This window comes from Pandoraea sp. NPDC090278, from assembly GCF_044772185.1.
Lineage (GTDB): Bacteria > Pseudomonadota > Gammaproteobacteria > Burkholderiales > Burkholderiaceae > Pandoraea.
The window spans coordinates 264,072-278,575 of record NZ_JBIVYJ010000002.1 but is presented as its reverse complement, the minus strand read 5'-3'; the positions used below and the strand labels follow the sequence as shown (position 1 = coordinate 278,575).

8 protein-coding genes are annotated in these 14,504 nt (G+C 62.1%); 2 read left to right on the top strand and 6 right to left on the bottom strand.

The genetic code is table 11. The annotated features are described in order from the left end of the window. Positions 1–115: 115 nt before the first annotated feature. Together ACIQWO_RS09645 and ACIQWO_RS09640 are read right to left on the bottom strand one after the other, a co-directional pair. Positions 116–2,488, bottom strand: coding sequence for a TonB-dependent hemoglobin/transferrin/lactoferrin family receptor (locus ACIQWO_RS09645; RefSeq protein WP_402823889.1), 2,373 nt, complete (start codon positions 2,486–2,488; stop codon positions 116–118). Between the two features lie 371 nt (positions 2,489–2,859). After that, complete coding sequence (locus tag ACIQWO_RS09640; protein ID WP_039394177.1) at positions 2,860–3,321, bottom strand: Lrp/AsnC family transcriptional regulator; 462 nt, start codon at positions 3,319–3,321, stop codon at positions 2,860–2,862. A gap of 228 nt (positions 3,322–3,549) precedes the next feature. Here ACIQWO_RS09640 and ACIQWO_RS09635 point away from each other — a divergent pair, with 228 nt between their 5' ends. Continuing rightward, on the top strand, positions 3,550–7,167 hold the full coding sequence (locus tag ACIQWO_RS09635) for an indolepyruvate ferredoxin oxidoreductase family protein (RefSeq protein WP_402822505.1): 3,618 nt from the start codon (positions 3,550–3,552) through the stop codon (positions 7,165–7,167). A 155-nt stretch (positions 7,168–7,322) separates the two neighbouring features. Here the strand turns inward: ACIQWO_RS09635 and ACIQWO_RS09630 are convergent, their stop codons facing one another. Further along, positions 7,323–8,519: an MFS transporter gene (locus ACIQWO_RS09630; protein WP_402822502.1), complete on the bottom strand. Its 1,197-nt coding sequence runs from the start codon at positions 8,517–8,519 to the stop codon at positions 7,323–7,325. A gap of 342 nt (positions 8,520–8,861) precedes the next feature. Here ACIQWO_RS09630 and trpS point away from each other — a divergent pair, with 342 nt between their 5' ends. Further along, positions 8,862–9,902 (top strand): tryptophan--tRNA ligase, encoded by a 1,041-nt coding sequence (gene trpS / locus ACIQWO_RS09625; RefSeq protein WP_402822499.1) that lies wholly within the window; start codon positions 8,862–8,864, stop codon positions 9,900–9,902. A gap of 470 nt (positions 9,903–10,372) precedes the next feature. On the opposite strand, the gene ACIQWO_RS09620 is transcribed toward trpS, so the two are convergent. From ACIQWO_RS09620 to ACIQWO_RS09610, 3 genes are all read right to left on the bottom strand, one after another. Further along, complete coding sequence (locus ACIQWO_RS09620) at positions 10,373–11,440, bottom strand: hypothetical protein (protein WP_402822496.1); 1,068 nt, start codon at positions 11,438–11,440, stop codon at positions 10,373–10,375. 298 nt (positions 11,441–11,738) lie between these two features. Beyond that, positions 11,739–12,989, bottom strand: a complete 1,251-nt coding sequence (locus ACIQWO_RS09615) for an amidohydrolase family protein (protein ID WP_402822493.1) — start codon at positions 12,987–12,989, stop codon at positions 11,739–11,741. A gap of 65 nt (positions 12,990–13,054) precedes the next feature. Then, positions 13,055–14,344 (bottom strand): MFS transporter, encoded by a 1,290-nt coding sequence (locus ACIQWO_RS09610; RefSeq protein WP_402822490.1) that lies wholly within the window; start codon positions 14,342–14,344, stop codon positions 13,055–13,057. Between the last annotated feature and the right edge of the window lie 160 nt (positions 14,345–14,504).

The window sequence follows — 14,504 nt, the reverse complement described above, 5'->3', positions numbered from 1 at the left end:
TTCCTTGAATAGCGTGTTTGCTGGCGATAGCGGATGGCTGGCATGCGCCGACGGGGTGAAGCTCATACGTTGAGCTGTCCGCGTCGGCGCGGTTCTGACGACTGGTCCGGAAGGATCAGTACTGAAGCTTCAGGCTCACAGCCACGCTGCGGCCCGGTGCCGAATAGGCGTCCTTGACGTTGGAGTTGTCGGCGAGGTTGCGAACGTCCGACCAGTTCCAGTACTTGCGGTCGAACACGTTGTAGATCCCGGCGTACACCGTGGCGTGCTTGTTGATGTGATAGCCACCGGACAAGTCGAACACGATGGAGGTCGGCGGTGCCCAGCAGTTCTGGTTCTGCTGCGTACCGGCCGTGCAGGTCTTCGCGATCTGGCTTTGCGACTTGGCGGCCTGGAACATCAGGTCGGCCTGCGCGAACCAGGTGCTGTTCGGCTCGTAGCGCACACCCAGAACCATCGAGAACGGGTTGATGGTGTTGAGCGGCTGGCTCGCCGCGCCGTTGTCTTCGGTCGTGCCGTGCGTGTACGCCATGGCGGTGCGCAACGTAATGCCGCCCTTGAGCGCCCACGTCGCACGGCCTTCCCAACCCTGAATGTTGGCGCGGCTGAAGTTGACGTACTGGTAGATCAGCGGATCGTTCGGACGGCCTGAGCCGCTGATGTTCTGCTGCGAGATGAAGTTGCGGTACTTGCCCGCGAACACGGCGGTGCTGTACGTCACAGGGCCCAGCGTGGTGGCCAGACGGCCGCGCAGACCCAGCTCGATGGTGTCACTCGTCTCAGGCTTGAGGTTCGGATTCGCGATCGACATGTAGCCGAAGATCGGATTCGAGAAGCCGTTGTTGACCTGATCGGGCGTCGGCGTGCGGAAGCCGCGGGCGTATTGCACGTACGGAATCAGCGACGGTGCGATCTCGTACATCACGGCGATGCGCGGCGAGAAAGCGGAGTCGTTCGACGACGTCGGCTGCACGCGTGCGCCCGATGCCGTCTGCGAGACGTACAGCGGGTCGTTCTGCTTGGGCGTGAGCCAGTAGGCGTCGTAACGGATACCTGGCGTGACGGTCAGCGCGCCGTAACGGATTTCGTCCTGAAGGAACGCGCCGAAGAGCGTGTAGTTCGTGTCCGGGAAGGCCTTGTTCGGGAACGACTCGCCCACGCCCGGCACGGTGCCGTTACGGTAGCTGGTGATGTAGGCCAGGCTCGCGTCGGTGCCGTACACGAGCTTGTGCGCGAGCGGACCCGTCTCGAAGTTGCTCTCGGCTTGCAGCGAGCCGCCTACGGTGCGTTCCTTGTACGTGTTGTCGCGCGTGCGGTCGCCCGCCGTGCGTTTTTCGTACGAGTACTGGCTGTTCTTCGCGTCCTGGAAGTACACCAGCGCGTGTGCGTTCTGGATGTACGCCTGCGAGGCGTCGTTGAAGTCGTAATCGAGGCTGACGCGGTTGCGCTCCAGACGATCGCTCGTATGCAGGCCGAGCGTCGTGGGCGGATTGACGGCGGACAGCACGTCCGAATCCGTGCGGCGGCGCACGTTCTCGGCGGTGAGCTTGAACGTCGAGAAGGGCGTCGCCTTGAAGACGAGCTTACCGAGGATCGAGTCGCCGTTGGTGTCCTGCGGGTTCGCCGTCGTACGTGCGGTACTCGCGGAATTGTTGGAGCCCTTGCCGTCGAGTTCGTGGCCCTTGTTGCCGTCCACGATCAACATGCCTTGCCACTGTTCGCCACCCCACGCGGCCTGCGCGGTCGTGCCGAAGCTGCGGTCCATCGAGTTGTAGTACGGACGCAGCGAGAAGTAGGTGGACTTGCCGAACACGTCGAGCAGGTCCTGCGGATCTTTGGTGAGGAAGTTGACGACGCCGGTCAGACCGTCGCTGCCGTACAGCGACGACGCCGGGCCGCGCAGGATTTCGATGCGGCGCAGCAGATCCATGCCCATGTAGTCGCCACGACCGGCTTCGAGCGGACCGAACGAGTACGAGGAGGGCATGCGGATACCGTCTTCGAACAGCGCGACGCGATTACCTTCGAGACCGCGGATGTTGATGCTGGAGTTGCCATCGCGACCGCCACCGGCGGCAGCAGAGGCCGGACGATACGGCGCACGACGCACGGTTACACCCGGCTCATAGCGCAGCGCTTCCTTGATGTCCTGGGCCTGCTGTTCCTCGATGTCCTGATCGGTGATGACCGAGATCGAGGCCGGTGTGCGTTCGCTGGCTGTCGGTGTGCGCGTTGCCGTCACGTTCACTTCTCGCAGATTGGCTTCGGCGAGCTGGATCGGTGCGTTGGGCGATGCCTGCGCGAGTTGGATCGTCTGGGCGGACTGGACGGGTTTGGCAGGCTGCGCCGAACCGTCGGCCGGGGCCTGTTGCGCGAAAGCGGCAGGCAGCCAGAACGCGGCAAGCACCGCGCCTGCGAGCGGATGCAGACGCCGGCGTGACTCGGACGCCGGTTGGCGTCGCGAGGCTTCGGTTCGTGCGCCATGCATGGCGCTGGTTGAACCGTTGGCGCCGTGTTCCCGGCGCATGGACATGACAAAGGCGCGGCCCCCGCCGCTCGACGACTGCTTCACTGCTGGCTCCCAGTGCAAAAAACCCCGTTGCTGGCTGGCAAGCGCTCGTGGCAATCGGCGTGTGAGCGACGTCTCTCGACGCTTCACTACACGCTGGCAGGCGCGGCTGGCGAAAAAATCTCACGCCACCCGGCCGCAATGTTCGGCCTTGAGACGAAGAGCTTGGATAAAGACTTAAATGAGAATCATTTGCATTTTTAGCGAAGATTCCCCGGTCCGTCAAGTGGGGATGTTGCGCAATGTCAACGCATGGGAAGTTACGGAAAGCCTGCGGAAATCACCCGAAGTCAGATGGGCAAGCTCGTGTCGAACTTGATTTCACGCAGTACAACGCTGGTTTTAACGTTAGAAACAGCAGGAAGACGGAAGATGTGCTCATGCAGGAAGGCGTCGTACGCCTTGATGTCCGGCGCCACGATCTTGAGGATGTAATCCGCCTCGCCGGTGGTGCTGTAGCACTCGGTGACTTCAGGGCAGGTGCGGATCTCGCGTTCAAACTGCTCCGTGCCGCCTTCCGTGTGACGCGTGAGTTGCACGTGGGCGAGGGCGCACACATGCAGGCCGAGCTTTTCCCGGTCGAGCAGCACCGTGTAGCGCTGGATCACGCCACTTTGCTCCATGTCCTTGATGCGCCGCCAGCACGGCGTGGCCGACAGGCCAACGTTTTCAGACAGTTCCTGCGCTGAACGGCGCGAGTCGATCTGGAGCAGACGCAGGATTTGCCGCGCAAAGTTGTCGAGTAATTCCATTTCTCTAAATCGCCTTTTGCGAAATGAACGTTTCTTATTGTGCGCCGAAAGGAGTGAAATAGTAAAAATCTTTCTCGGGCCTCCCCATACACTGCTTCCATAACCGACGCGTTCACGCGCTATGCGCAAAGCCGTCGAGACGAACAGAACAAATGCCCCCGAAGCACCGCTGGCGCGTCGACATAGCGACGACGTTGCCCACCGGGCGCGGGGATCAGGAGATACCCGATGAATGCCCCCATGCGCGCCGCCCTTGCGTCGCCCACGGCCAACCCCCTGGCCCATCCCGATTACCAGCTCTCCGACGCGCTCACCGCGCGTAGCGGTCAGATTTTCCTGACCGGTACGCAGGCGCTGGTGCGCATCCTGCTGATGCAGCACCAGTTGGATGCCGCGCGCGGCCTGAACACGGCTGGCTTCATCAGCGGTTATCGCGGCTCGCCACTGGGCGGCGTGGACCAGCAGTTGTGGAAGGCGAAGAAGCTGCTCGATGCGGCGAGCGTCAAGTTCCTGCCTGCGATCAACGAGGAACTGGGCGGTACGGCCGTCATGGGCACGCAGCGCGTGGAAGCGGACCCCGAGCGCACCGTCGAGGGTGTGTTCGGCATGTGGTACGGCAAGGGCCCGGGCGTTGACCGCGCGGGCGATGCGCTCAAGCATGGCAACGCGTACGGCGCATCGCGTCATGGCGGCGTGCTGGTGGTGGCGGGTGACGATCACGGTTGCGTGTCGTCGTCGATGCCGCATCAGAGCGACTTCACGATGATGTCGTGGAGCATGCCGGTGCTCAATCCGGCCGATATCGGCGAACTGGTCGAGTTCGGTCTGTATGGCTACGCGCTGTCGCGTTTCTCCGGCGCATGGGCGGGCCTCAAGGCCATCTCCGAGACGGTCGAGTCGCGCGGCACCGTCGATCTCGACAAGATCCGTACCGACTGGGCCGAGCCGCTCGACTACGTGGCACCGGCGGGCGGTCTGCACAATCGCTGGCCCGATCTGCCGAGTCTGGCGCTCGAAGCGCGTCTGGCGGACAAGCTCGATGCCGTGCGCGCCTTCTCGCGCGTGAATAGCATCGACAAGTGGATTGCTCCGGCGCCCGAGGCCGACATCGGCATCGTGACGTGCGGCAAGGCGCATCTGGATCTGATGGAGACGTTGCGCCGTCTGGACATCACCGTCGACGACCTCGCGGCGGCCGGTGTGCGCATCTACAAGGTGGGGCTGTCGTTCCCGCTGGACATGTCGCGTCTGAACACTTTCGTCGCCGGGCTGAAGGAAATCCTCGTCATCGAGGAGAAGGGACCGGTCGTCGAGCAGCAGATCAAGCAGTACCTGTACAACCGCACCACGGGCACGCGTCCCGTCGTGCTCGGCAAGACCGACGCCGAAGGCCGTACGCTGCTCTCCGCGCTGGGCGAGCTGCGTCCGTCGCGCGTGCTGCCGGTGTTTGCCGACTGGCTGGCGAAGCATCGTCCGGCGCTGGATCGTCGTGAGCGCGTGGTCGATCTCGTGGCGCACGACATCCTGTCGAATGCGGCCGACGGCGTGCGTCGCGTGCCGTACTTCTGCTCGGGCTGTCCGCACAACACGTCGACGAAGGTGCCCGAGGGGTCCATCGCGCAGGCGGGCATCGGCTGTCACTTCATGGCGTCGTGGATGGATCGCGACACGACCGGGCTGATCCAGATGGGCGGCGAGGGCGTGGACTGGGCGGCGCATTCGCACTTCACGAAGCGTCCGCATGTCTTCCAGAATCTGGGCGACGGCACGTACTTCCACTCGGGGCTGCTGGCGATTCGTCAGGCGGTCGCGTCGAAGGCGAACATCACGTACAAGATCCTCTACAACGACGCCGTGGCGATGACGGGCGGACAGCCGGTCGACGGTTCCATCTCGGTGCCGCAGATCGCACGTCAGGTGGAGGCCGAAGGCATCGCCAAGCTGGTCGTGGTGAGCGACGAGCCGGAGAAGTACATCGGCCACGAAGGGCAATTCCCGAAGGGCACGACGTTCCATCACCGCAGCGAACTCGACGCCGTGCAGCGCGAATTGCGCGAGATTCCCGGCGCGACGGTGCTGATCTACGATCAGACGTGTGCCGCCGAGAAGCGTCGCCGTCGCAAGAAAAACGAATTCCCGAATCCGGATCGACGTCTGTTCATCAACGAAGCCGTTTGCGAAGGCTGCGGCGATTGTGGCGTGGCGTCGAACTGCCTGTCGGTCGAACCGGTGGAAACGGCGATGGGACGCAAGCGTCGCATCGATCAGTCGTCGTGCAACAAGGACTTCTCCTGCGTGGACGGCTTCTGCCCGAGCTTCGTGTCGGTCAAGGGCGCACAGTTGAAGAAGGCGCTGGCCGCAGCATTCGATCAGGCCGCTTTCGAGGGACGTCTGAACGCGCTGCCGCAGCCGGTGGCGCTCGCAGGCGATGCACCGTTCGACATCATGGTCACGGGCGTGGGCGGCACGGGCGTGGTGACGATCGGCGCGCTGATCACGATGGCTGCGCATCTGGAAGGCAAGAGCGCGTCGGTGCTCGACTTCATGGGCTTCGCGCAAAAGGGCGGTGCCGTGCTGTCGTTCGTGCGATTCGCGAACACGCCGCAAGCGCTCAATCAGGTGCGTATCGACACGCAGCAGGCCGACGTGCTGCTCGCGTGCGACATGGTGGTGGGCGCGAGTGCCGATGCGTTGCAGACGGTGCGCCGCGACCGCACGCGCGTGGTCGTCAACACGCACGCCATTCCGAACGCGACCTTCGTGCAGAACCCGGATGCGAATCTGCACGCGGGTGCGCTGCTGGAGAAGATGCGTCACGCGGCGGGCAACGACAAGCTCGACGCCTGCGATGCACAAGCCCTCGCACAGCGCTTCCTCGGCGACACGATGGGCTCGAACATCATCATGCTGGGCTACGCGTGGCAGTTGGGTCTGGTGCCGGTCTCGCTACATGCGCTGCAACGCGCCATCGAGTTGAACAACGTGGCCGTACCGATGAATCATCTCGCGCTGGCGATTGGTCGTCTTGCCGCAGGCGATCCTACTGCGCTGACGGAAACGACTGCGAAGGCGACGCATGCACCGATGCATGCGCCGGTCGCCGACGACATGACGTTCGACGCGCTCGTGGCACATCGTGTGGACTTGCTGACGCAGTACCAGAGCGCGGCATACGCATCACAATTCACGGCGTTCGTGAAGCAGGTGGTCGATGCGGAAACGCGTGTGGCTGGTTCGGCGGGACGTCTGTCGCGCGCAGTGGCGCAACAGCTCTCGCGTCTGATGGCTTACAAGGACGAGTACGAAGTGGCGCGTCTGTACGCGGCCACGACGTTTACCGATGCGTTGGGTGAGACGTTCGAAGGCAAGCCGGGCAGCGACTTCCGTCTGGAGTTCCACATGGCGCCGCCGCTCATCGCCCGTGGCAAGGACGGCGGTGTGCCGAAGAAAGTGACGATCGGACCGTGGCTGTGGCCGGTGCTGCGCGGTATGGCGAAGCTGCGTGGTCTGCGTGGCGGTGCGCTCGACGTCTTCGGTTATACGCTGGAGCGCCGCATGGAGCGTCAGCTGATCGCCGACTACCGCACGACGATCGAGCGAGTGCTGGCCGGTCTCTCGGCCGACACGCTGGCCGACGCGATTGCGCTGGCCGAAGCCCCGGCGAAGATCCGTGGCTACGGGCACGTGAAGCTGGCGAACCTGGCGATGGCCAAGCGCGTGGAAGTGACGATTGCGGGCCGTCTGGGCGTGACCCCGGCCACTGGCGACGCCGTCGAACAGGCCCTCGCTCACGCCCGCAGCAGCGGCAAGTCGCTCAAAGGCATTCCGGTGGTGACGTCGCGGTAAGTACCAGAATCATTTTCGCTGTTCGCAGCAGGAATGATTTGCTTTGAGAAGAGAACGGCGGTGGCGCAAGCGATACGAGTCGCTGTTCCACCGTCGTTTTTTTGTTGGTCGCGCCGCTCACTCTAGTGACACCTGACGGGTGTAGGGACGGGGGCTTAGTGGGCCGATGGAGTGCGTGAGATCGGGACCATTCGGGCAAATATCCCAAGGCCGATGGCGGTCATGCCTGAGCACAAGAAAACAAACTCAATGCTAGTCACGTTTGATAGAGCGCCCCCGAGCAGAGGCGCGACTATCATCAGAAGCAATTGTAGGCTTCTGCCCGTGGACGTGACCGTTCCCAATACTTCGCGCGGACAATATTGTTGGAACATGAGCATCACCAACATGACCCCCAGCCCGTACCCGAATCCGTTGCCGATCCACAATGAGAGCATTGCGAAGACAGGCACTTCGGTTTGTGCGAACACCATTGCTGCGGGCGTCAGTACGGTTAAGCCGAAGAGTATCGATGACACAGTTAGCAGGGTGGTCGGAGAGCATCGTTTGATTGCACTTTTGAAGGCTAGTGAGCCAATGATGGCACCCGCTGCGGTACATCCAACGATGCTGCCAAATGTGCCGTCGGGATAGCCTCTCGCCTTGAGAAACAGGGCTAACAATGCGTCGTAAAAGCCCAAAACGAATGCCTGGCAAAGCGTAATGGTGAATACGCGTCGTAGAAGGGGGTGGTCCCGCAGTACGGTATGGAACACTGCCCACACAGGACGTCTGTGGACGTTGGCTCTGACCTGCTTCGTGGACACTTCGCGTCCAGGAAGTAGAACGACACCCGCAAGTCCAAGTGCGGCAGACACTGCGAATCCTGGCAAATGCCATGCCGCTAGCATCGCGGCGATGAGTGGCGCGACGAGCTTGGCCACCTGGTCGATCAAGGTAACTTTGCTAGCGTTTCCGGCAAGCGCGTCATTGGAAAGCAGGCGGCGAAACAACTGCTGTTCGGCTGGGCCAGGAATCAGATTGGCCAGTCCTTTCATCGCCACACAAATCAGGAATAGCTGAAGCGTAGGCGCGAGCAAAAGGGCTATCGCGGCGACTGCGCGAATGACGTAGCTCCAACGAAGCATGACCCAGGGACAATGACGGTCAACGAAGGCACCGATCCATGGGCCAGCGAGAACGCCAGGAACTCCGTAGAACGTCATGGCTAGTCCAATGACTACAGCATCGGCATCCCAACGAAATGCGAGACTTTCGAAAATCAATGTGAAGTCTATCCAAAGGATCGACGCTCCAACCGCGCGGGACGCCAGCAGACGCGAATAGTCTTGTGTGCGAAAGGTGTGTGTCAAGGTTGATCTCGGGGGTGTCGATTTCGCGTCTTGCTTTCGCATGTAAGTGAGTTTTCCCGGCGCACATGTCATCCGGGAGCCGAATCTTGATATCCCGTGCCTGACGGCGCTATTCGATTTGAACGCTTCTTTTCGGTGCTAGCGACGGTGCCCGGTTAGGCTCCTATGCCCGGGGGAAAGAACAATGTTTTCTCTCGTTTTCGGGGCTTCGGCCCCCGTTTTTCATGGTGCGGTCAGCGTCGGCTTGGTCGTGCCGTCAACGTGTTGCGGGAAGGGGTTTCTGTACCGTCATCGGGCCGACGCGCTACCATTCGGAAACGACGCTTGATTACGGAGAGGAAAATGAGTGTTTCGAAGGCGCCTGCGGATCGCAAGGTGATCCTCACGGGTGACCGTCCGACGGGCCCGCTGCATCTGGGCCACTATGTCGGTAGTCTCAAGAACCGTGTTGCGTATCAGCACGAGTACAAGCAATTCATTCTGGTCGCCGACGCTCAGGCGCTGACCGATAACACCGACGACGAAGGCAAGGGCCGCGACAAGGTCCACCGCAACGTCTCCGAGGTGGCGCTCGACTATCTGGCCGTCGGCATCGAACCGGACGTCACGACCATCTGCGTGCAGACCTGGCTGCCCGAACTGACCGAACTCACGTTCTACTACCTGAATCTGGTCACGGTGGCGCGTCTGGAGCGCAACCCGACCGTGAAGCAGGAAATCTCATTGCGCAACTTCGAGCGCGACATTCCGGCCGGTTTCCTCACGTATCCCGTGAGCCAGGCGGCGGACATCACCGCGTTCCGCGCCACGCTCGTCCCCGTGGGCGAAGACCAGTTGCCAATGATCGAGCAGACGAACGAAATCGCACGTCGCCTCAATCGCATGGCAGGTCGCGAGATCCTCACCGAAGCAAAGGCGCTCGTGCCGCCGATCGGGCGTCTGCCGGGCATCGACGGCAAGGCGAAGATGAGCAAGTCGCTCGGCAACGTCATCAACATTTCCTCCTCGCCGGACGAGATCCGCGCGGCCGTGAAGAAGTGCTACACGGACCCGCTGCACCTGAAGGTCGAAGACCCGGGGCATCTGGAAGGCAACGTCGCGTTCGCCTATCTCGACGCCTTCGACGAAGACAAGGCAGGCCTGCAAGCGCTCAAGGACCACTACGTGCGCGGCGGTCTGGCCGACTCGAAGGTGAAGGCGCGTCTGGAAGAGCGTCTGCAGGAAATGCTGCGTCCGATGCGCGAGCGTCGCGAGGAATACGCGAAGAATCCCGACTACGTGTGGGACATGCTGCGCGCAGGCACCGAACGCGCCCGCGAGACGGTGTCGCAAACGCTCGACGACGTCCGCTCGGTATTCGTCACGCCGGGCTGGAAGAAGTAAATCACGCGTTACGCGTCGATAACTGACGCGTGACGCGTCGGCCCCCCGAAGGACTGGCGCTATCCCCAGTGCCCGGGGGCCGTTGTCCGGTCTCCATACCCAACGCTGTCTGGCAGCGCTCGATCTCCGCCCGAAAGTCTGCGCGGGATGTCGTGCGCGGGCTTTCCGATTGTGACGAGGCGCGTTGACGCATCAGTTGCTCAACCTGGGCTTCGAGTCGGTCAAGCATCTGCCGCGCGTAGTCCTGGCTCGCGAGAAGCTGCTTGACCTGTGCCATGTGCATCCGCAATTGATTGTTGCGGTACAACAGCGTCGCACGTCTGACGAACGGGTCCGCTGCCGGTCCTACTGTGCCTGGCAGCGAACACGTTGGGTACTGATGTGGAGGCGGGTTCTGATTGGAAATCTCTCGCATGACGTCGCTTATCCAAAAAGTAAAACGGTGAGTGAAACGGACGGCAGCACTGCGATCAAATTGATGCGTGTGCCATCGCGTCGTTAAGACGATCGATCTCGCTCATGAGGTCCTCGTGTTTGCCTGTGGCAAGCCCAATCTGGGTGCCGCAATATCTGATCCTTCGATTCATCATTTCCTCTTCGCGCTCGCACACGGCGTCCTGTTGTTCTCTAATTCGCAAGTTCATCGATCCGTAGAGATTCCGCACTTTCACGATGCACGACGACATATCGTCCCAACCCGGATTACGTGGGTAGGCGACAAGGGTGAACACGCTGTTGACGAGACTGAGACCGCTGAGAAGCCCCGATGCGATTTTCAGCGCGACACCGATGATCACGAGTGCCGGAAACATCTGCGGCAGCAATATCGTCGCGACGATGAGCGTGGCCGACAGCATGAAAAGGCCGACAAGAATGGCGATTCTTAGCTTCCATCGACGTCGTTCCGGGGGCATGGCGGCCGAGGCCTGAACTAGCGCGTTGTCGATGATCGGTCGCATCTGGTTCAGCGCGCGTCCCGCCCTTCGGGTGGCAACGGCGAGCTGTTGCGCGTTGATCAGATCCTCGTCTTTCGGCACATCGCCAGGCGCCGTGTCGTTGTTGTACTGCAGTGGCTCCAACGGAATGGGGGCGCTTCGCGCTTCCACACACTGAACGGCGAGTAATGTCGCCAGGATGTCATCCACCGCATGTTCGAAGTGATAGAAGACTGTGAACGCAGCGGTGGCATTGGGGGTGAGTCCATCGCACGCCGGAAGGGTCTTTTGTGAGCCGATCGTCCGCCATGAGCCCCACGGTAACTGACGCGAGCGGTAGATGCGCGCGATGGCTTTTTCCAGACCTCCGATCAGAGGTTCGATGGCGACGAGACCGTCACCGTAATGGCGTGAGGCCGCGCTCACGCGCTCGACGAGATCGTTGATCGGCGCAAATTCCTTCGACAGCGGTATGTCGTCGGCATCGATCTTCACCGTGCTCTCGATCTCGTTCCACGCGTTGCTTATCGCACGTAGCCCGTCGGTAATGGACGTTCGGAGCGTCTCCAGCGAATGCACTTCACAGGCCTCCTTCAGTGACATGACGTTTTGCTGCTTGACGCTAACGATCCAGTCACCGACGACGGACCGCGAGGCGTTGCTTTTCGCGCTGGACGTTGAAAGCTGGGGCGCGAAAGGTAGTGATGGGGGCGTCAGAACGATTGTCATCGGGGGGACCTTGTTCTCTACGTTTATGAGATGAGCCTAGTCCCCCAACTTGCGTATCGCTTTTACTTTTTGCTCTGAAGTCGGGGCTAGCGAGCGCGCGCGCCAAAAGCAAAAACGCCGCGACGTCATGCCCGTCGCGGCGTTTTCTTGTGCTTACGAAGCGGTAAAGCGATTACGGTTGCTTGGCGACCTTGCCGTCCTTGAAGACCCAGCGAATGGCCTCGCCCTGACCCGTCAGCACATCGATCGATTCGAGCGGATTCCCATCGACGACCAGCACGTCGGCGAGTGCGCCCGGGGCGATTACGCCCAGCTCACCCACGCGGTTCAGAATCTCCGCGCCGATCACCGTCGCCGAACGCAGCGTGTCGGCCGCGCCCAGCACGTCGGCGCGAATCGTCAGTTCGTCGGACTGATACTTGTGCATGTCGCCGAGCAGGTCCGAGCCGAAGCCCATCTTCACGCCAGCATCGCGGTAGATCGCGAGCGATTCACGACCGGCGCGTTGCACGCTTTCCACCTTGGCGACGGATTCCGGCGGCAGGCCCAGCGATTCACCGTCTTTGGCGAGCGCGTCGTAGGTCACGAGCGTCGGCACTACGTAAGCGCCTTTCTCGGCCATGAGCTTCGCCGTCTCGGCGTCGCACAGATTACCGTGCTCGATGGTGCGCACGCCGCAACGCACGGCACGCGCGATGGCCTTCGGCGTGTACGCGTGGGCCATCACATAAGTCTGTGCCGCTTCGGCTTCCGCCACGGCTGCGCGGATTTCGTCTTCCGAGTACTGCGTGTTGGCGATGGGATCGACCGGCGATGCCACGCCGCCCGACGCCATCAGCTTGATCTGCGTCGCGCCCTTCTGAATCTCTTCGCGCACGGCGAGACGAATCGGGTCGACGCCGTCGACCACACGGCCGATGGCACCCGCACGGAACGCGCACGAGCAGGGCTCAAGCACGTCGCTGCGTGGACGGAAGTCGCCGTGACCGCCGGTTTGCGACAGCGCCTTGCCCGACGGGAAAATGCGCGGACCCGGGATCACGCCTTGTTCGATGGCTTGTTGCAGCGCCCAGTCGGCACCGCCTGCGTCGCGCACGGTGGTGAAACCGCGGTTAAGCATGCCTTGCATGATCGGCAGCGACTTGAGCACGGTCAGCACGTTCGGCTGGCTGGCGTTGGTGCCGAGGTTCGGATGCGAGGCGAGCACGTGCACGTGGCAGTCGATCATGCCGGGCATGACGGTCTTGCCGGTGACGTTGATCACCGTGGCGTCCGCGATGTCGAGCGGCGTGGCGCTCACCGCCGTAATGCGATTGCCAACAATGGCCACATCGTGACGTTCGAGCAGGCGTCCGGCGGCTGCGTCGAGCACGTTGCCGCCGCGAAGCAAAGTCACGGTCGTAGGTGCGGTCGTGGAGGACATGGGGGAATTCCTTGGAAAAAAGCACAAGGCGCGCCGGGTCAGGGCGCGCCTTGTTTAGGGGAAACTCAGACCTTGCCGGTCTTTGGCAGCGGCTTGACGAAGCACGTGCCGACCAGACTGATGGCCGCCGCGACGATCACGTAGATCGCCGGAGCCATGTTGCTGCCCGTGCGGGCAATCAGCCACGTGATGATCAGCGCAGCGAAGCCGCCGAAGATCGTGACCGCGAAGTTGTACGCCACCGACAGGCCGGTCGAGAGCACCTTCGCCGGGAACAACTCGGCGAACGCGGCGAGGATCGGGCCGGTGTAGCAGGCGATCAGCAGACCGAACACGATCTGGAACGTGAGCAGCGATTGCAGACCCGGCGACACGTTCAGGTACGTGAACATCGGCCAGGCGAGCACCAGAATCAGCAGCGCCGAACCCGTCAGGAAAGGGCGACGGCCAAGACGGTCCGCCAGACGTCCCACGACCGGGGCGAACACGAGGATCATGGCGCCGCCGACCATACCGGCGGTGAAGCCGTTCGACGCGGGCAGATGCAGCACGCGCTGGGCATACGTCGGCATGTAGAACAGCAGCACGTAGGTGCAGATCGTCCACAGCACGACCATGGAGAAGCTCGCGAGCGTTTCCTTGGGGTATTGCGAGAAGACGTCGCGCAGCGGCGTGTCGGACTTCTCTGCGTTCTGGAACGTCGGCGTTTCGTCGATCTTGTTACGGATGTAGAAACCGACCGGGCCGATCAGCATGCCGACGATGAACGGCACACGCCAGCCCCACGATTCGAGCGACGCCTTGTCGAGTTCGGTCGTCACGAACGTGCCCACGGCAGCACCCAGCAGCACGGCAAAGCCGATGCTCGATTGAATCCATGCGGAGTAGTAAGCGCGTTGATTGGGCGGTGCGTATTCCGTCAGGAAGGCGGTTGCGCCGCCCATTTCGCCGCCAGCAGAGAAGCCTTGCAGCAAACGGGCCAGCACGATGATGAGCGGTGCGGCGAGTCCGATCTGGTCGTACGTCGGCGCCAGACCGATCATGGCCGTGCCCGCTGCCATCAACAGGATGGTGAGCGAGAGGGCAGCCTTGCGGCCCACGCGGTCGGAATAGATGCCGAGCACGATGCCGCCGACGGGGCGCATGAAGAAGCCCACGCCGAAGGTGGCCACGGCCAGCAGGAACGACGAGAGGTCGTCGCCCGTGGGGAAGAACTGCTTCGCGATGATCGCGGCGAAGAAGCTATAGACGGTGAAGTCGAACCATTCAAGCCCGTTGCCGATCACCGTCGCCACGATCGCGTGACGGCGCTGACGGGCCATGTTGTCTTGAGGCACTGCGTAGGTCGCCTGCATCTGGGTCTCCCGGAGGATGGGTGGCGTCCGTTGCGTGTCTTGCTGTCACGTCATGCCGGTAATACGCCTGCTTTTTTGTCGGATCACGTTCGTTCGCAGGCAATGGGAATCCAAGGCAGCAACCGGACGTGCGCGGATAAGACAGAAAGTAGTTCAGACA

Bases quoted from the DNA above. Each gene is read 5' to 3' on its own strand.
- trpS (WP_402822499.1), top strand. From the start codon at position 8,862: ATGAGTGTTTCGAAGGCGCCTGCGGATCGCAAGGTGATCCTCACGGGT.
- ACIQWO_RS09610 (WP_402822490.1), bottom strand. From the start codon at position 14,344: ATGCAGGCGACCTACGCAGTGCCTCAAGACAACATGGCCCGTCAGCGC.
- ACIQWO_RS09620 (WP_402822496.1), bottom strand. From the start codon at position 11,440: ATGTCACTGAAGGAGGCCTGTGAAGTGCATTCGCTGGAGACGCTCCGA.
- ACIQWO_RS09635 (WP_402822505.1), top strand. From the start codon at position 3,550: ATGAATGCCCCCATGCGCGCCGCCCTTGCGTCGCCCACGGCCAACCCC.
- ACIQWO_RS09645 (WP_402823889.1), bottom strand. From the start codon at position 2,488: ATGCATGGCGCACGAACCGAAGCCTCGCGACGCCAACCGGCGTCCGAG.
- ACIQWO_RS09615 (WP_402822493.1), bottom strand. From the start codon at position 12,989: ATGTCCTCCACGACCGCACCTACGACCGTGACTTTGCTTCGCGGCGGC.
- ACIQWO_RS09640 (WP_039394177.1), bottom strand. From the start codon at position 3,321: ATGGAATTACTCGACAACTTTGCGCGGCAAATCCTGCGTCTGCTCCAG.